This window comes from Haematobacter massiliensis, from assembly GCF_000740795.1.
GTDB lineage: Bacteria > Pseudomonadota > Alphaproteobacteria > Rhodobacterales > Rhodobacteraceae > Haematobacter > Haematobacter massiliensis.
Genome location: NZ_JGYG01000002.1, coordinates 393,414 through 409,236 on the forward strand (window position 1 = coordinate 393,414; position 15,823 = coordinate 409,236).

At 63.1% G+C, this 15,823-nt stretch carries 18 protein-coding genes and 2 tRNA genes; 13 read left to right on the plus strand and 7 right to left on the minus strand.

The annotated features are described in order from the left end of the window. Together sucC and mdh are read right to left on the minus strand one after the other, a co-directional pair. Complete coding sequence (gene sucC / locus CN97_RS04980) at positions 1-1,194, minus strand: ADP-forming succinate--CoA ligase subunit beta (RefSeq protein ID WP_035707940.1); 1,194 nt, start codon at positions 1,192-1,194, stop codon at positions 1-3. A gap of 234 nt (positions 1,195-1,428) precedes the next feature. Continuing rightward, positions 1,429-2,391 carry a malate dehydrogenase gene (gene mdh, locus CN97_RS04985; RefSeq protein ID WP_035707941.1) on the minus strand — a complete coding sequence of 321 codons (963 nt, stop codon included), beginning with the start codon at positions 2,389-2,391 and terminating at the stop codon, positions 1,429-1,431. 112 nt (positions 2,392-2,503) lie between these two features. Between mdh and CN97_RS04990 the strand changes: the two genes are divergently transcribed. The 8 genes from CN97_RS04990 (at position 2,504) to CN97_RS05025 (ending at position 8,377) form a co-directional block, all read left to right on the plus strand. Next, complete coding sequence (locus CN97_RS04990) at positions 2,504-3,262, plus strand: sulfite exporter TauE/SafE family protein (protein WP_035707944.1); 759 nt, start codon at positions 2,504-2,506, stop codon at positions 3,260-3,262. Positions 3,263-3,323: 61 nt separating this feature from the next. Continuing rightward, positions 3,324-4,163: an HpcH/HpaI aldolase/citrate lyase family protein gene (locus tag CN97_RS04995; protein WP_035707948.1), complete on the plus strand. Its 840-nt coding sequence runs from the start codon at positions 3,324-3,326 to the stop codon at positions 4,161-4,163. Positions 4,164-4,175: 12 nt separating this feature from the next. Beyond that, on the plus strand, positions 4,176-4,379 hold the full coding sequence (locus CN97_RS05000) for a DUF1737 domain-containing protein (protein WP_035707951.1): 204 nt from the start codon (positions 4,176-4,178) through the stop codon (positions 4,377-4,379). A 232-nt stretch (positions 4,380-4,611) separates the two neighbouring features. Beyond that, entirely contained in the window at positions 4,612-4,998 is a 387-nt protein-coding gene (gene sdhC, locus CN97_RS05005) for a succinate dehydrogenase, cytochrome b556 subunit (RefSeq protein ID WP_035707954.1), read from the plus strand. 8 nt (positions 4,999-5,006) lie between these two features. After that, the gene (gene sdhD / locus CN97_RS05010; protein ID WP_035707957.1) at positions 5,007-5,378 is read left to right on the plus strand and encodes a succinate dehydrogenase, hydrophobic membrane anchor protein; all 372 of its coding nucleotides are present in this window, start codon (positions 5,007-5,009) and stop codon (positions 5,376-5,378) included. 16 nt (positions 5,379-5,394) lie between these two features. After that, on the plus strand, positions 5,395-7,203 hold the full coding sequence (gene sdhA / locus CN97_RS05015) for a succinate dehydrogenase flavoprotein subunit (protein WP_035707960.1): 1,809 nt from the start codon (positions 5,395-5,397) through the stop codon (positions 7,201-7,203). After that, positions 7,203-7,517 carry a hypothetical protein gene (locus CN97_RS05020; RefSeq protein WP_051910968.1) on the plus strand — a complete coding sequence of 105 codons (315 nt, stop codon included), beginning with the start codon at positions 7,203-7,205 and terminating at the stop codon, positions 7,515-7,517. The genes sdhA and CN97_RS05020 overlap by 1 nt, the downstream gene beginning before the upstream one ends. Positions 7,518-7,594: 77 nt before the next feature. Continuing rightward, the gene (locus CN97_RS05025; RefSeq protein WP_035707964.1) at positions 7,595-8,377 is read left to right on the plus strand and encodes a succinate dehydrogenase iron-sulfur subunit; all 783 of its coding nucleotides are present in this window, start codon (positions 7,595-7,597) and stop codon (positions 8,375-8,377) included. Positions 8,378-8,650: 273 nt separating this feature from the next. Here the strand turns inward: CN97_RS05025 and CN97_RS05030 are convergent, their stop codons facing one another. The 3 genes from CN97_RS05030 to CN97_RS20875 are packed head-to-tail and all read right to left on the minus strand — an operon-like array spanning position 8,651 to position 10,610. Next, complete coding sequence (locus CN97_RS05030) at positions 8,651-9,127, minus strand: DUF2948 family protein (protein ID WP_035707967.1); 477 nt, start codon at positions 9,125-9,127, stop codon at positions 8,651-8,653. Continuing rightward, a complete protein-coding gene (murA, locus tag CN97_RS05035; protein WP_035707970.1) occupies positions 9,124-10,416 on the minus strand; it encodes a UDP-N-acetylglucosamine 1-carboxyvinyltransferase in 1,293 nt (430 codons plus the stop codon). Before murA ends, CN97_RS05030 begins: the two co-directional genes overlap by 4 nt. Before the next feature lie 8 nt (positions 10,417-10,424). After that, the gene (locus CN97_RS20875; protein ID WP_088217213.1) at positions 10,425-10,610 is read right to left on the minus strand and encodes a hypothetical protein; all 186 of its coding nucleotides are present in this window, start codon (positions 10,608-10,610) and stop codon (positions 10,425-10,427) included. A gap of 119 nt (positions 10,611-10,729) precedes the next feature. On the opposite strand from CN97_RS20875, the gene CN97_RS05040 reads away from it, so the two are divergent. After that, positions 10,730-10,804, plus strand: a tRNA-Thr gene (locus tag CN97_RS05040). 476 nt (positions 10,805-11,280) lie between these two features. Here the strand turns inward: CN97_RS05040 and CN97_RS05045 are convergent. Further along, positions 11,281-11,356 (minus strand) — tRNA-Ile (locus tag CN97_RS05045). Between the two features lie 74 nt (positions 11,357-11,430). After that, positions 11,431-11,805 carry a hypothetical protein gene (locus CN97_RS05050; protein WP_035707973.1) on the minus strand — a complete coding sequence of 125 codons (375 nt, stop codon included), beginning with the start codon at positions 11,803-11,805 and terminating at the stop codon, positions 11,431-11,433. A gap of 138 nt (positions 11,806-11,943) precedes the next feature. Between CN97_RS05050 and purM the strand changes: the two genes are divergently transcribed. The 4 genes from purM to CN97_RS05070 all read left to right on the plus strand — a co-directional run bounded on the left by purM (position 11,944) and on the right by CN97_RS05070 (position 15,769). After that, entirely contained in the window at positions 11,944-12,999 is a 1,056-nt protein-coding gene (gene purM / locus CN97_RS05055) for a phosphoribosylformylglycinamidine cyclo-ligase (RefSeq protein ID WP_035707977.1), read from the plus strand. Further along, entirely contained in the window at positions 12,996-13,604 is a 609-nt protein-coding gene (purN, locus tag CN97_RS05060; protein WP_035707980.1) for a phosphoribosylglycinamide formyltransferase, read from the plus strand. Before purM ends, purN begins: the two co-directional genes overlap by 4 nt. A gap of 94 nt (positions 13,605-13,698) precedes the next feature. Next, positions 13,699-14,874, plus strand: coding sequence for a ribonuclease D (gene rnd / locus CN97_RS05065; RefSeq protein WP_242685211.1), 1,176 nt, complete (start codon positions 13,699-13,701; stop codon positions 14,872-14,874). A 286-nt stretch (positions 14,875-15,160) separates the two neighbouring features. Continuing rightward, positions 15,161-15,769, plus strand: a complete 609-nt coding sequence (locus tag CN97_RS05070; RefSeq protein ID WP_035707987.1) for an outer membrane protein — start codon at positions 15,161-15,163, stop codon at positions 15,767-15,769. The last annotated feature ends 54 nt before the right edge of the window (positions 15,770-15,823 follow it).

Sequence of the window (15,823 nt, forward strand, 5' to 3'; positions counted from 1 at the left end):
TTACCCCTTCACCGCTTTCACGATCTTCTGAGCAGCGTCGCTCAGATCGTCGGCAGCGATCACGTTCAGCCCGGAGTTCGCGATGATCTCCTTGCCAAGTTCCACGTTGGTGCCTTCAAGCCGCACGACCAGCGGAACCTGCAGGCCCACTTCCTTCACCGCGGCAATGATGCCTTCGGCGATGATGTCGCAGCGCATGATCCCGCCGAAGATGTTGACGAGGATGCCTTTGACGTTCGGATCGGAGGTGATGATCTTGAAGGCTTCCGTCACCTTCTCCTTCGTCGCACCGCCGCCCACGTCGAGGAAGTTCGCCGGTTCCGCGCCATAGAGCTTGATGATGTCCATCGTCGCCATGGCAAGGCCCGCGCCGTTGACCATGCAGCCGATCTCACCGTCGAGCGCGATGTAGTTCAGATCGTATTTGGAGGCGGCGAGTTCCTTCGGATCCTCCTCCGTCTCGTCACGCAGTGCGAGGATGTCGGCATGGCGGTAGAGGGCGTTGTTGTCGAAGCCCACTTTCGCATCCAGCGCCTTCATGTCGCCGTCGGTGGTCACGATCAGCGGGTTGATCTCCACCATCTCCGCGTCCTTGTCGACGAAGAGCTTGTAGAGCTTGCCGATCAAGTCCACGCATTGCTTGACCTGCTTGCCTTCCAGACCGAGCGCAAAGGCTACCTTGCGACCGTGGAACGGCTGGATGCCGGTCGCGGGGTCTACGGAGAAGGACAGGATCTTCTCGGGGGTGGAGGCGGCCACTTCCTCGATGTCCATGCCGCCCTCGGTGGAGACGACGAAGGACACGCGGGAGGTCACCCGGTCCACCAGCAGCGCGAGGTAAAGCTCACGGCTGATGTCGGAGCCATCCTCGATATAGATGCGGTTGACCTGCTTGCCGGCGGGGCCGGTCTGATGCGTGACCAGCGTGCGGCCCAGCATCTGCTTGGCGAGTTCGGCCGCTTCCTCGACCGACTTGGCCAGACGGACGCCGCCCTTTTCGCCGGCTTCCGGCTCCTTGAACTTGCCCTTGCCGCGGCCGCCCGCGTGAATCTGCGCCTTGACGACCCAGAGCGGTCCGCCCAGTTCGCCTGCGGCGGTCTTCGCGTCTTCGGCCTTCAACACGGCGCGGCCGTCGGAGACCGGCACGCCGTAGTCGCGCAGGAGCTTCTTGGCCTGATATTCGTGGATGTTCATTCTCTCACCGGTTCCTCTGCTGAGTTCGGTCCTCTCCCGTCCCGGTCGTCGAACCGGGCCGACTGGGCGGTCTTTTGGCACGATCTGCCGGCAGGGGAAAGGGAAAGGCTTGGGAACCCGCGAGCCGCGAGCCAAAATCCGCCTTATGTGATCACAACAAAAAATCGTGTGATCACAAAATGCAGATGGCCGCCTCCGACGTGAGTCGAAAGCGGCCATCCGATGTTGAGGCTATCAGGCCAGCGAGCTGTCGATATTCTTGCAGGCCGCCACGAGACCCTTCACAGCATCCACCGACTTGTCGAACATCACCTGTTCATCGGCGGTGAGCTTGATGTCCACGATCTTCTCGATCCCGTCCTTGCCGATCACCGTCGGCACGCCGACGTAGAACCCGTCCAGACCAAAGGCGCCGTCGACATAGGCAGCGCAGGGCAGCAGGCGCTTCTGATCTTTCAGATAGGCTTCGGCCATCTCGATCGCCGAGGTCGCGGGAGCGTAGAAGGCAGACCCGGTTTTCAGCAGGCCGACGATTTCCGCGCCACCGTCACGGGTGCGCTGAATGATCGCGTCAAGCTTCTCCTGCGTGGTCCAGCCCATCTCCACCAGGTCGGGCAGCGGGATGCCGGCAACGGTGGAGTAGCGGGCAAGGGGAACCATCGTATCGCCATGGCCGCCCAGAACGAAGGCCGTCACGTCACGCATGGAGACGTTGAATTCCAGCGACAGGAAGTGCCGGAAGCGCGCCGAATCGAGCACGCCAGCCATCCCCACGACCTTCTCGTGCGGCAGGCCCGAGAATTCGCGCAGCGCCCAGACCATCGCGTCGAGCGGGTTGGTGATGCAGATCACGAAGGCGTTCGGCGCATATTTCGCGATGCCTTCGCCGACCGATTTCATCACCTTGAGGTTGATGCCCAGCAGGTCGTCGCGGCTCATGCCCGGCTTGCGCGGCACGCCGGCGGTCACGATGCAGACATCGGCACCTGCGATGTCTTCATAGGTATTGGTGCCTTTGAGCACCGCGTCGAACCCTTCGGAGGGGCCGGATTCCGCGATGTCGAGCGCCTTGCCCTGCGGGGTGCCTTCCGCGATGTCGAACAGGACGACGTCACCGAGTTCTTTCATCGCGGCGAGATGGGCGAGCGTTCCGCCGATCTGCCCCGCGCCGATGAGCGCGATCTTGGGTCTGGCCATGGAATTGTCTCCAAACGGTTGTTGACGGCGCGATGGGTAAGCCCTCCGGCCCCCTCGCGCAAGCTTGCGGCGCATACCGTTTGCGCTAAAGCGGACGGAAAGGGGGCAGAGAATGTCGATCATCGCACAATATGGGCCGGGATTCTGGGCGCTGGCGGTGCTGGCCTCCATGCTCGTGGGCATGAGCAAGGGCGGGCTGCCGGTTGTCGGAATGCTTGGTGTTCCCATTCTGGCACTGGTCTTGCCGCCTGTCATGGCGGCGGGGGTGCTGCTGCCGGTGTTCGTGGTTTCCGACATGTTCGGGCTCTGGGCCTATCGCCGCGCCTTCGACCGACGGGTGGTCACGCTTCTGGCCGTTGGGGCCACGTTCGGCGTCGCGCTCGGGGGCGCAACGGCAAGCATCGTGCCGGAGTGGATCGTCACCCTGTTGATCGGGCTGATCGGAGCGGCCTTTGCGGGGTCGATGCTGCTGCGGCGGGCCGCGACCCCGGTCGCCCGGCCCGCGCGGACGGGCCCCGGCTTGTTCTGGGGGCTGCTCACCGGTTTCACCAGTTTTGTCAGCCATGCGGGCGCGCCGCCCTATCAGGTCTATGTCCAGCCGCTCGGCCTGCCGAAGGCGGTGTTCGCAGGCACGACGACGGTGCTCTTCGCCTATGTCAACGCGATCAAGCTCGTCCCCTATTATCTGCTCGGCCAGCTTTCGGGCGAGAACCTGCATATCGCCGCCGTGCTTCTGCTGCCCGCTGCGGCCGCGGTGTTCTTTGGCGTGAAGCTGGTGAAGATAATCCCGACCGCCCTGTTCTACCGGCTCGTCACATGGGCCCTGCTGCTCATCTCGCTGCGGTTGATCTGGCAGGGGCTTCACGGCTGACGCGGGTTGCGGAGCGGCTGGTCTTACCGCATCGTGGCGCCGATCTGCGAGGAGATGACCCATGGACCTGCTGACCCGCCCGTGGCGCTCGGCGCTCTACATGCCTGCCAGCCGTGCGCGCGCCGTTGAGAAGGCGCGTGAGCTTGAAGCCGATGCCCTGATCTTCGATCTGGAAGACGCGGTCGCCCCAGCGGACAAGGCGGCGGCGCGTATATCCATCGCCAATGCTCTGGAAATGGGCGGTTTCGGCGACCGGACGCGGCTTGTCCGAATCAACGGGCTGGATACGCCATGGGGTGCGGAAGACCTCGCGGCGCTTGAGGGCGTACCGCTGGACGGTATCGTTCTGCCAAAGGTTTCTGGCCCGGAGGTGCTGGAGCGAATCGACTCCCCCCGAATCTTTGCGATGATCGAGACGCCGGCCGGCGTGCTCAATGCAGCGGCGATCGCGGCGCATCCCTCCACGGCGGGCCTGATCGCCGGCACGAACGATCTCGCGCGGGAGCTCCGCAGCAAGGACCGTCCGGACCGGCTCGCCCTGTTGCCATCGCTCGGCGCCATTGTTCTGGCAGCGCGTGCGGCGGGGGTAATCTGTCTGGATGGGGTCTATAATGCCTTCCGGGATGAGCAGGGCCTGACGTGGGAATGTGAGCAGGGCCGGGACCTGGGCTTCGATGGAAAGACCCTAATCCATCCCGGTCAACTCGCCATCGCCAACGCGATCTTTGCCCCGTCTTCGGAAGAAATCGACCTAGCCACCCGGCAGATCGCCGCTTGGGAGGAGGCCGAGTCGGGGGGCAGGGGTGTGGCGGTGCTAGACGGCAGGATCGTTGAGAATCTTCATGTGGCGACGGCACGTGATATCCTGATGCGAGCGGCAATCATCGCCGCGCGCGGTTGAGATACGGACACCATGAAACTGTATAGATTTCTGAGCGATGACGATACCTCTGCCTTCTGTCACAAGGTGACGGCGGCCCTCAACGCAGGCTGGGAACTGCATGGCGGGCCGACCTATGCCTTTGACGGGACAAACGGCATAATGCGCTGCGGTCAGGCAGTCGTTAAAGACGTAGCGGGAGACTACAGCCCCGAAATAAAGCTCGGCCAGTATTGAGGACCGTTGTGACTCCACATGTGATCACAGCAACCTTGCCGTGATCACATAGCTGCGATTTTTCTGGCACTTCGCTGCGTAATAGGGGAAACGGAGTTCAGCATGGGCGTGACACCGGCCGCAAATCGGCTATTCATGCCCGGATGAGGCCCGGTTGACCGGTCCGCACATCTTGGGAAAGCCAGACCCCGGGCGGCGCGGCCCGCGGGCCGCCAGTACGGAGAAGAACGTCATGGCCGATGTCGAGCGCGGTAATCGCCCGCTTTCGCCCCACCTTCAGATTTATCGCCCGCAGTTGACGGCGTTCACCTCGATCATGACGCGGATCACGGGCAATGGCCTGATCGTCACCGCCGTGCTGATCGTATGGTGGTTCGTCGCACTGGCGTCCGGGCCGGAAGCCTATGAGCGGGCGAACGGGTTCCTTACCTCATGGTTCGGTGACCTGATCATGACGCTGTCGGTGGCGGCGATGTGGTACCATCTCCTCGCAGGCTTGCGGCATGTGTGGTGGGACAACACCACCCGTGGCATGGATATCCCGACCGCCTACAAGATCGGCTATGCAATGCTGGCGGGCACGGTCGTCCTCACCCTCATTACCCTGATCATCGTCTGAGGCACGACATGCGTTACCTGACGTCCCGCAAGCAGGCCGAAGGGCTCGGCTCCGCCAAGACCGGCACGCATCACCACTGGCAGATGCAGGTCAAGGGCATGGCGCTCGTGATCCTCATCCCGCTTTTCATCTTCACTTTCGGCCCGATGCTCGGTCGCCCCTATGCGGAAGTCGCTGCCTATTACGCGCGTCCCTTCCCGGCGATCGTTGCGGGCCTTACCTTCATCGTGGGTCTGATCCACTTCAAGGAAGGCGCGCAGATCATGATCGAGGACTATACCGACGGCAACGCGCGGAAGATCCTGATCCTGCTCTCCACCTTCATCAGCTATGCCGCGGCGGCTGCGGGCGTTTACGCGCTGATCCGCCTCGCGCTTTGAGCCAACGGAGCTAAGAATGGCAGCCTATCCTTACGAGACCCATACCTATGACGTCGTTGTCGTGGGTGCGGGCGGCTCCGGGCTCCGCGCCACGCTCGGCATGGCCGAGCAGGGGCTTCGCACGGCGTGTATCACCAAGGTTTTCCCGACGCGTTCCCATACCGTCGCCGCACAGGGTGGCATCGCGGCCAGCCTTGCCAACATGGGGCCGGACAACTGGCAGTGGCACCTCTACGACACGGTGAAAGGGTCGGACTGGCTCGGCGACACCGACGCGATGGAGTACCTGGCTCGGCAGGCGCCCAAGGCGGTTTACGAGCTTGAGCACTACGGTGTCCCCTTCTCCCGCACGGAAGAGGGCAAAATCTACCAGCGCCCCTTTGGCGGCCACACGACGGAATTCGGCGAAGGCCCGCCCGTCCAGCGCACCTGCGCCGCGGCAGACCGCACCGGGCACGCCATCCTGCACACGCTCTATGGCCAGTCGCTGAAGGAGAAGGCGGAATTCTTCATCGAGTATTTCGCCATCGACCTCATCATGTCGGAAGACGGCAAGCAATGTGTCGGCGTGCTGGCATGGAAGCTTGATGACGGCACGATGCACGTCTTCTCTTCCAAGATGGTCGTGCTGGCCACCGGGGGCTACGGACGCGCCTACTTCTCCGCCACTTCCGCGCATACCTGCACGGGCGACGGCGGCGGGATGGTGGCCCGCGCGGGCCTTCCGCTGCAGGACATGGAGTTCGTGCAGTTCCACCCGACCGGCATCTATGGTTCCGGCTGCCTGATCACCGAAGGCGCGCGTGGCGAGGGCGGCTACCTCACCAACTCCGAGGGCGAGCGGTTCATGGAACGCTATGCGCCGACCTACAAGGATCTGGCCTCGCGCGACGTGGTCTCGCGCTGCATGACGCTGGAAATCCGGGAGGGTCGCGGCGTCGGGGAGCACAAGGACCACATCTTCCTCCACCTCAACCATCTGCCGCCGGAAACGCTTCACGAACGGCTTCCGGGTATTTCGGAATCGGCGCGCATTTTTGCGGGTGTGGACGTGACGAAGGAGCCGATCCCGGTTCTGCCGACCGTGCACTATAACATGGGCGGCATTCCCACGAACTATCACGGAGAGGTTCTCAACCCGACGCCGGACAATCCCGACGCAATCTTTCCCGGCCTGATGGCGGTGGGTGAGGCGGGCTGCGCCTCCGTGCACGGGGCGAACCGGCTGGGGTCGAACTCGCTGATCGACCTCGTGGTGTTCGGGCGCGCTGCTGCGATCCGGGCGGGCGAACTGCTGAAGCCCGAGGATGCGAACCCGCCGCTCAACAAGGCCTCGATCGACAAGGCGCTCGATCGGTTCGATCATTTTCGCCACGCCAACGGTTCTGTCCCGACGGCCGATCTGCGGCTTGAGATGCAGCGCACGATGCAAGCCGATGCCGCCGTGTTCCGCACCGACAAGACGCTTGCCGAAGGTGTGGAGAAGATGGACAGGGTCGCGGCCAAGATGGCCGACATCAAGGTCACGGATCGCAGCCTCGTCTGGAACTCCGACCTGATGGAGACGCTGGAGCTTGCCAACCTGATGCCGAACGCGCTGGCCACCATCGTGGGGGCGGAAGCGCGCAAGGAATCCCGTGGTGCCCATGCCCATGAGGATTACCCTGACCGGGACGACGCAAACTGGCGCAAGCACAGCCTTGCCTGGGTTGACGGGACGAAGGTGACGCTGGACTATCGACCGGTTCACCTCGACCCGCTGACGCCTGAATCTGAAGGCGGCATTCCGCTGAAGAAGATCGCGCCGAAAGCGCGGGTCTACTGATGCGTTGCGGGATCTCCCCCCCGGTTGCCATGCTGCCGCTTCTGGCGGCGCTGGCGGCCTGCGGGCCGATCCCGCTCGACGCCGCCGAACGGCAGTGCGCGGGTCAGGCCTATGACGCGGTCCGCCCGCGCGGACATGTGGCTTTCGGTCTGGGCACGGATGGCCGGCGGGTTTCTACCGGCACCAGCGTCGGCATAAGTGTGACCTCCGACTACCTCCGCGGACGCGATCCGAACGAGGTCTATACGAGCTGCGTCGTCCGGCGTTCGGGCGGCCTTTATCCGACCCGCCCCTATTATGAGCTTACGCCATGACCGGGGCGCCCGTGTCATCGTTCGAGCAAGCAAGGCCGCTTCACCGCGCCAGCAAGACAACGACAAGGTAGGACATCATGGTCCAGTTGACGCTTCCCAAGAACTCCAAGATCCGCACCGGCAAGACCTGGCCCAAGCCGGAAGGCGCGACGAATGTCCGCAAGTTCCAGATCTACCGCTGGAACCCGGATGACGGGCTCAATCCGTCCGTCGATACCTATTTCCTCGACATGGACAAGTGCGGCCCGATGGTTCTGGACGCGCTCATCAAGATCAAGAACGAGGTCGACCCGACCCTCACCTTCCGCCGCTCCTGCCGCGAGGGGATCTGCGGCTCCTGTGCGATGAACATCGGTGGGATCAATACGCTGGCCTGCGTCTACGGCTTGGATGAGGTCCATGGCGAGACGGTGAAGATCTATCCGCTGCCGCACATGCCGGTGGTGAAGGACCTGATCCCGGATCTGACCATGTTCTATGCCCAGCACGCCTCCATCATGCCCTGGTTGGAGACCAAGACCAATCGGCCGCAGAAGGAATGGCGCCAGTCGATCGAGGATCGCAAGAAGCTGGACGGCCTTTATGAATGCGTGATGTGCGCCTCCTGTTCCACCTCCTGCCCGAGCTACTGGTGGAACGGCGACAAGTACCTCGGCCCGGCGGCGCTGCTCCATGCCTATCGCTGGATCATCGACAGCCGCGACGAGGCGACGGGGGAGCGTCTGGACGGGCTGGAAGACCCGTTCAAGCTCTACCGCTGCCACACGATCATGAACTGCACCAAGACCTGCCCGAAGGGCTTGAACCCGGCGAAGGCGATCGCCGAGATCAAGAAGATGATGGTGGAACGCGCGATCTGATCGCAGATGGTTCGACAGGGAAGGGCGGCACCGGTCGGTGGCCGCCCTTTTCATCGCTTGCAAGAATTGTTCGGGACTGCGTCAGTCTGCAGCGTCACCCGGTAAGCCCAGCGAGCCCGCTAGCCAGCCTTGGGGGAAACGGCTGGAATACCGAGGACCACTCCCACACCGCGCGGGAGGCGGAGCGAGCTCCGTTCCCTCGCTCCTTGATCCACCGTCCGAAGCGTCCCCGAAGCAGTCGACCCGAGGGCAACCGGCTGGGGTTTCGGGCGGTCAGTCGGCGTGGCGCGGCACTGTCCTGGACGGGGCAAGATAGGGTCGGGTCACGTCCCGCAGGCGCAGATTGATACATTCCACATCTATCGCGATTGCCCCGTCACCGGCGAAGGTCAGGGTAATCCGCCCGGCGCCATCCTCGGCAGGCTCGAACGCAAGCGTAAGAAGGGACAGGACGACATCCGCGTCTCCGCGATCCAGCCCCTGTGTCGCCACCCGAAGCGCATCTTCGATGATGAGAAGGCTTTGCACCCGTTCCGGGGCGCTGTCCTTTTCGGTCGTCGCGGTGTCTTCCCAGCGGAAACGGTTGGCGAGCAGCGCGAAGCGGCGTTGAGCGGGCTGCCAGCGCATTTCCGTCACGGGCAGAACCGAGTCCTGTAACAGCGCCGAGATAACCATCACATCTTCGCCGTCCACTGCAGCGAGGTTCAGGGGCTGGCGCGGCGCGCCGTCTTCAAAGCGGGCGTCGGTCATTCTGCGGCCTCGTCACGACGAAGTTCCCCACGGATGCGTTCGATACGGGCTCCGCAGGCGCGCAGTTTTTCCTCCACCCGCTCATATCCCCGGTCGAGGTGGTAGACCCGGCTGACCACCGTCTCCCCCTCCGCACCCAGAGCCGCCAGGATCAGCGAGACCGAGGCGCGCAGGTCGGTCGCCATGACCGGCGCGCCGCGCAGGCGCTCGACGCCCGTCACGGTTGCAGTGCCGCCATGGACGGAAATGCGGGCGCCCATCCGGGAAAGCTCGGGGGCATGCATGAAGCGATTCTCGAAGATCCGCTCCTCCAGCACACTCGTTCCCTCCGCCGTGCAGAGGAGGGCCATCATCTGTGCCTGAAGGTCTGTGGGGAAACCCGGGAACGGCTCGGTCGTGACATCCACGGCGCGCGCACGACCGTTCCTGCGGGTCACCGTCAGACCGCGCTGGGTTTCCTGAACCTCGATCCCCGCCGCGTCCAGCCTCTCCGCAAAGGAGGCGACAAGGTCGAGCCGTCCGCCGAGCAGTTCAACCGTGCCGCCGGTAATAGCCGGCGCGAGCATGTAGGTACCGAGTTCGATCCGGTCGGTCACGACAGGATGGGTGGCGCCAGAGAGGCGGTCCACGCCCTCTATGGTCAATGTCGAACTGCCCTCACCCTCGATCCGCGCCCCCATGCGGCGAAGACAATGGACCAGGTCGACGATTTCTGGCTCCCGCGCCGCATTGGTGATGACCGTCGTGCCACGCGCCAGAGTGGCTGCCAGCACCGCATTTTCCGTAGCGCCCACGGAGACCAGCGGAAAATCTATCCGCGCGCCCTTCAAGCCATTCCGTGCCTCGGCATGGACATAGCCGTCCCGCAGGTCGAGGGTCGCTCCAAGAGCCTCCAGCGCCTTCAGATGCAGATCGACAGGCCGTGCCCCGATGGCGCAGCCCCCCGGCAGGGAGACGACGGCTTGCCCATACCGCGCGACCAGCGGCCCCAGCACGAGAATGGAGGCGCGCATCTTGCGCACGATCTCATAATCCGCGGTAAGATTGGTGATGTCGTGAGAGGAGAGCGCCAGAACCTGCCCCCCCTGCAACTGGGTGACTTCTGCGCCCAGCGATTTCAGCAGAGCGGTCATGGTATGTATATCCGAGAGCCGCGGTGCATTGGTGAGCGTCAGCGGCTCATCCGACAGCAGCGTCGCCGGCATCAGCGTCAGGCAAGCGTTCTTTGCCCCCGCGATCGGGATAGCCCCGTTCAGCGGTGTCCCGCCAGTGATCAGGATCGAATCCATTGCTCGCCTCATTCCTGCCGGTCTGTGCCGGTTTGGTCACCGTCCGCGTCCTGCGGGTTTTCCGTTTCCAAAGCGGCACGCGCGCGCGCCTGCACCTTGCGCCGGGCAAGATTCGCCCTGAGCGCCGCGCGCAACCGCTCCTCGCGTTCCGTAGCGGCTTTTCCACCGCCTTTGCCACTGTTTTGCCGGGTCATGTGCCGTCTGTATCGCAGGTGTCGCAATCCGTCCAGTTTGGCCTTGCACCCCTGCGGATTTCCGACTAATCACCCGGCGTCCACCCCGGGGAGGCCAAGAACCCCGCCCGGATTGGTTTGCTGTGGTAGCTCAGTGGTAGAGCACTCCCTTGGTAAGGGAGAGGTCGAGAGTTCAATCCTCTCTCACAGCACCATATTTTCTGTTCATATCCAGAAGCTTGGCTGTTGTCGAAAGCTCGAGTTGACTTCGGTGTTACACCGGAGTGCCGAGCTGTGGTCTTTCAGCATGACGCGCCCATTCACGCCTCAGCGGTGAGTGTTGCCGATGACGCAAGCGGCTGACTGGTTTCGGATCGGGCGTAGCGGGAAGGTGGCGGGGCCGGCATCCTCAGCCCTCTCGCATTTCTGGCGGCATGTTCCGCCGATCCTCACTCCCTCTTTGGCGGCAAGATCATAAGTCGCAGCGTTCCGCATCGTCGATGAGGCCGGCAGCAAGCGTTGATCTGATAGGGGTCATCGGGAGCGACGCGCCCCTCGCCTCACCGCGGCATCGGTATACTCTGGAGGATCGACCTCACTCTCGGAAAGGCGAACTGATCAAGCTCAAGCCATCGGATTAGAGCCGAAGGCCGCGAGATATGGGTTGCTGGGGTAACCTACTTGAGGCGGGTGGTAGGCCCGGAGGGACTCGAACCCCCAACCAAGGCGTTATGAGCGCCCTGCTCTAACCATTGAGCTACAGGCCCGCCACGCTCTGCCTAGGTTGCAGGCTCGTCCGGGTCAAGGGGGAAGGGAGGGGCATGGCGCGCCCTCCATCCGGTCATTGCACGACGATGTTGCGGAAGTTGTCGCTCGCCGAACTGTCGATCACTGACTTGGAAATCGTCAGCACAATCGAATCAGGCCCGATCATTTCGACGCCATTGGTGACGCGGAAGCTCGAGCCGTCTTCACCATAGACCACAATAAACGGAAGTTTCCCGTCCACCGCCTCGGGAGAGAAGGTCACGCGACCGACCGGGATCCCTTCCTTCGACAGAACCGGCCAACCTGCATAAGGGCCGGGTGCGGCGCTGTCGGCAGCGGAAACGGCAGTCTGGCTCGTGCCTTGGGTCGTGCCCTGTGCAAAGGCGGTGCCCGTCATGCCAAGCGCCAGCAGGGCGCCAAAAACAGCGGATTTTCCATTCAGGATCATCTTACCCTCCGAAAAAAGTTGCTGCCCACAAACCCCTTTGACCGCTCCCCGGTTCCCGCAAACATCAACTGAGCCGAAAGCGTTGTGGAAAGCCCGCGTATCGTCTATCGGTCGCGCGGACGAATCTCGGAGGCGCAGATGACCACAGACCCGCAGAAGCGGAACGGTCTCACCTATGCTGAGGCAGGCGTGGATATCGCCGCTGGAAATGCGCTCGTCGAGCGGATCAAGCCTGCGGCGAAACGCACCAACAGGCCCGGTACCGTGGCGGGACTGGGCGGGTTCGGTGCGCTCTTCGATCTGAAGGGTGCAGGCTACAATGACCCCATCCTGGTCGCGGCGACGGATGGGGTGGGTACCAAGCTTCGCATTGCCATCGACACGGGCCGGGTGGACACCATCGGTATCGATCTGGTCGCGATGTGCGTGAACGACCTCGTCTGTCAGGGGGCGGAGCCACTGTTCTTCCTCGACTATTTCGCGACCGGCAAGCTGGAGCTGGAGGCTGCGACCCGCATCATCGAGGGTATCGCCGAAGGATGTGCTGCCTCCGGTTGCGCGCTCATCGGGGGTGAGACGGCGGAGATGCCCGGCATGTATCACGGGGGCGATTTCGATCTCGCCGGTTTCGCAGTCGGGGCGATGGAGCGGGGGGATGACTTGCCTCAGGGCGTGAAGGAGGGCGACGTCCTTCTGGGTCTCGCCTCCTCCGGTGTGCATTCGAACGGCTATTCGCTGGTTCGGCGTGTGGTGGAGATGTCCGGGCTGGATTGGGACGATCCTTCGCCTTTTGGCGAGGGCACTCTCGGTGATGCGCTGCTGACCCCGACGCGGCTTTATGTGAAGCAGGTTCTTGCTGCGCGGACGGCAGGTGGTCTGCACGCCGCAGCGCATATCACCGGCGGGGGGATCACCGAGAACCTGCCTCGCGTGCTTCCCGAAGGTCTGGGGGCGGAGATCGACCTCTCCGCCTGGACGTTGCCGCCGGTCTTCCGTTGGTTGTCGGAGGTGTCGGGCATGGAGCGGGAGGAGCTTCTGCGCACGTTCAACAGCGGCGTCGGCATGATCCTCGCGGTATCCGATGACAGGGCGGAGGCGCTGACCACGCTCCTTGAAGGATGTGGTGAAACTGTCTTCCGCCTCGGGACGGTCACTTCGGGCGAGGGCGTGAGCTACCGGGGCGCGCTGGTGTGAAACGGGTCGCGATCCTCGTCTCGGGCGGGGGGTCCAACATGGTGGCTCTTGTCCGCAGCATGACGGGGGATCATCCGGCGCGGCCCGTGCTTGTCGCGTCCAACGATCCGGGAGCCCAAGGGCTCCTGCGTGCGGCAGAGCTTGGCGTGCCGACAGCCGCCGTGGATCACCGGGCCTTCAAGGGAGATCGGTCGGCTTTCGAGGCGGAGCTGCTTGGGCCTATTCTGGCGGCGGAGCCGGATATCCTGTGCCTTGCTGGCTTCATGCGGGTGCTGACCCCCGGTTTCGTTGAGCGGTTCGAGGGGCGAATGCTCAACATCCATCCCTCGCTCCTGCCGAAGTATCCTGGCCTGCACACCCATGCGCGCGCCATCGCGGCGGGAGACGAAGAGGCCGGCTGCACCGTGCATGAAGTGACGGCTGTGCTGGACGACGGCCCCATACTTGGTCAGGCGCGTGTTCCCATCCTGTCGGGCGATACGCCCGAGACGCTGGCGGCCCGTGTCCTGCGGCATGAGCATGTGCTCTACCCCGCAGTGCTCCGCCGTTATGCAGCGGGCGACCGCTCTCCAGTAAGGCTCGCGGAGACCTCGGAACGGCTCTGACGCCCTCGGCGCACGCATAAATCTTTCCGGGACTTTTCTTTCTTCTGGCTTTTCCTTATGCAGGGGCAGTCAAATTTTCGCGATGGCAGAGTCCTTGCCCGAAACCACTGTAAAGACACTCACAACTTCCGAAGAGCTGGCCGCTTTCTGCGACCGGGCGAAGGGGCAGCCCTATATCGCCATCGATACCGAGTTCCTGCGCGAGCGAACGTATTATTCAAAGCTCTGCCTCGTCCAGTTGGCCCTTCCCGGCAAGACCGGAGAGGCCGTGCTGGTAGATCCCATCGCGGGCGAAGTTTCGATGGAGCCGCTCTACGAGCTTTTCCGCGATGAAAGCATCATAAAGGTGTTTCACGCCGCGCGGCAGGATCTGGAGATATTCTTCGTTCAGGGCAACGTTCTGCCCAAGCCACTGTTCGATACGCAGGTCGCCGCCATGGTCTGCGGCTTCGGCGAGCAGGTCGCTTACGAGACGCTGGTGCGCAAGATCGCGCACGAGTCGCTCGATAAGACCTCGCGCTTCACCGATTGGTCCCGCCGGCCGCTTACGCCTGCGCAGAAGACCTACGCGATTGCGGATGTGACCCATCTCAGGGTGATCTACGAGGTGCTGGCGCGGCAGCTTGCCGAGACTGGCCGGCAGAAATGGGTGGAGGAGGAAATCGCCGTTCTTCTTGACCCGGAAACCTATGTCGTACGGCCCAATGAGGCCTGGCAGCGGGTCAAGACCCGGACGAATTCGGGCCGGTTTCTCGCCGTGGTGCGCGAGCTGGCGCGGTTCCGGGAGGAATATGCTCAGGGCCACAACGTTCCCCGGTCGCGTGTCTACAAGGATGACGCGCTTCTGGAGCTGGCCTCCACCAAGCCGACGACAGCGGAAGAGCTGGGACGCTCCCGCCTCCTGCAGCGTGAAGCGCGGCGGGGTGAGGTGGCGGAGGGAATTCTGGACTCGGTTCGCCAGGGACTCGCCCGGAAGCCCGAAGAGCTTCCGCATATCGAGGAGAACCGCGAGCAGCTGAACGTCAATCCCGCTTTGGCTGATCTGCTTCGGGTGCTGGTGAAGGCCAAGGCGGAGGAGGCAGGCGTAGCGCAGAAGCTTATCGCCACCGCGACCGACCTGGATGCGATTGCGGCGGGCCGCCGCGATGTGCCGGCTCTCAAGGGTTGGCGAAACGAAGTGTTCGGCGAAGATGCTCTTCGTCTATGCCGGGGCGAAATCGCGCTGACCGCTCGTGGACAGAATGTCAGGGTAATTTCCCTGAAAGATTGACGTCATGTGCAAGACTTTTTGCAGGCGTCATTATAATTTCATGGAACTGTGCTCTATATACATCTACCTGTCGCAGTTTATTACGATAATCGGCAAAAGTGAGCGATTCTGGGCCGAAAATGGCCAAATAAACGTTTAGAAATCCATCACTTCGCAGAAAATGCTCACGCTCGCGTGAGCCCCCCTTTGAAACCGCTTTCGGCGGCGATAGATGGCACGGCAACGATCGGACATAAACCCGGTCGGACGCCGCCTCAGCGCGGTTCGAGGAGATGGAGTATATCTAATGAAAAAACTTGCTCTTGCAGCTCTGGTTAGCGCCGTCGCCGCCCCGGCGGCCTTCGCTGGCAACGTCGCCGCCCCGGTTATCGAGCCGGCGCCGGCTCCCGTGACCTATGTCGCACCGATCGCTTCCCCGTGGACCGGCTTCTACGGCGGTGCTCAGGTCGGCTACGGCGATTTCTCCGCCGGTCGCGGCTGGGGTGACTCCGACGGCGCCGTTTACGGTCTGCACGCCGGTTACAACTACGGCTTCACCAATGGCTGGGTCCTCGGTGGTGAACTCACCTATGACTTCTCCGACGTGAGCGGCACCAATGCCGACCGCAGCAGCATCGACCAGGGCGACAGCTATGCCGCCAAACTGAAAGTCGGTTACGCTCCCGCCAACTGGCTGTTCTACGGCACCGCCGGCTGGTCGCGCACCGAGTTCACGGTTGGCCGCGATGACTACAAAGACAACGGCTGGGTCGCCGGTGTGGGCGCTGACTACCTCTACGACACCAACTGGGTCGTCGGTGTGGAAGCTCTCTACCACGACTACAGCGACTTCGACGGCAGCCGCGTTGACATCGACGGCTACACGCTGAAAGCGAAGCTGTCCTACAAGTTCTGATCCTTTCGGGTCAAAACGGAAAAGGCGGGCCTTGTGCCCGCCTTTTTTTTTCCC

What these genes read in the sequence shown, in the direction of transcription:
- CN97_RS05020 (WP_051910968.1), top strand. Translation starts at nt 7,203, where the DNA reads ATGCGTTGCGGGATCTCCCCCCCGGTTGCCATGCTGCCGCTTCTGGCG.
- murA (WP_035707970.1), bottom strand. Translation starts at nt 10,416, where the DNA reads ATGGATTCGATCCTGATCACTGGCGGGACACCGCTGAACGGGGCTATC.
- purM (WP_035707977.1), top strand. Translation starts at nt 11,944, where the DNA reads ATGACCACAGACCCGCAGAAGCGGAACGGTCTCACCTATGCTGAGGCA.
- CN97_RS05025 (WP_035707964.1), top strand. Translation starts at nt 7,595, where the DNA reads ATGGTCCAGTTGACGCTTCCCAAGAACTCCAAGATCCGCACCGGCAAG.
- sdhC (WP_035707954.1), top strand. Translation starts at nt 4,612, where the DNA reads ATGGCCGATGTCGAGCGCGGTAATCGCCCGCTTTCGCCCCACCTTCAG.
- CN97_RS05070 (WP_035707987.1), top strand. Translation starts at nt 15,161, where the DNA reads ATGAAAAAACTTGCTCTTGCAGCTCTGGTTAGCGCCGTCGCCGCCCCG.
- CN97_RS05000 (WP_035707951.1), top strand. Translation starts at nt 4,176, where the DNA reads ATGAAACTGTATAGATTTCTGAGCGATGACGATACCTCTGCCTTCTGT.
- sucC (WP_035707940.1), bottom strand. Translation starts at nt 1,194, where the DNA reads ATGAACATCCACGAATATCAGGCCAAGAAGCTCCTGCGCGACTACGGC.
- CN97_RS20875 (WP_088217213.1), bottom strand. Translation starts at nt 10,610, where the DNA reads ATGACCCGGCAAAACAGTGGCAAAGGCGGTGGAAAAGCCGCTACGGAA.
- CN97_RS04995 (WP_035707948.1), top strand. Translation starts at nt 3,324, where the DNA reads ATGGACCTGCTGACCCGCCCGTGGCGCTCGGCGCTCTACATGCCTGCC.
- mdh (WP_035707941.1), bottom strand. Translation starts at nt 2,391, where the DNA reads ATGGCCAGACCCAAGATCGCGCTCATCGGCGCGGGGCAGATCGGCGGA.
- sdhA (WP_035707960.1), top strand. Translation starts at nt 5,395, where the DNA reads ATGGCAGCCTATCCTTACGAGACCCATACCTATGACGTCGTTGTCGTG.
- CN97_RS04990 (WP_035707944.1), top strand. Translation starts at nt 2,504, where the DNA reads ATGTCGATCATCGCACAATATGGGCCGGGATTCTGGGCGCTGGCGGTG.
- CN97_RS05050 (WP_035707973.1), bottom strand. Translation starts at nt 11,805, where the DNA reads ATGATCCTGAATGGAAAATCCGCTGTTTTTGGCGCCCTGCTGGCGCTT.
- sdhD (WP_035707957.1), top strand. Translation starts at nt 5,007, where the DNA reads ATGCGTTACCTGACGTCCCGCAAGCAGGCCGAAGGGCTCGGCTCCGCC.
- CN97_RS05030 (WP_035707967.1), bottom strand. Translation starts at nt 9,127, where the DNA reads ATGACCGACGCCCGCTTTGAAGACGGCGCGCCGCGCCAGCCCCTGAAC.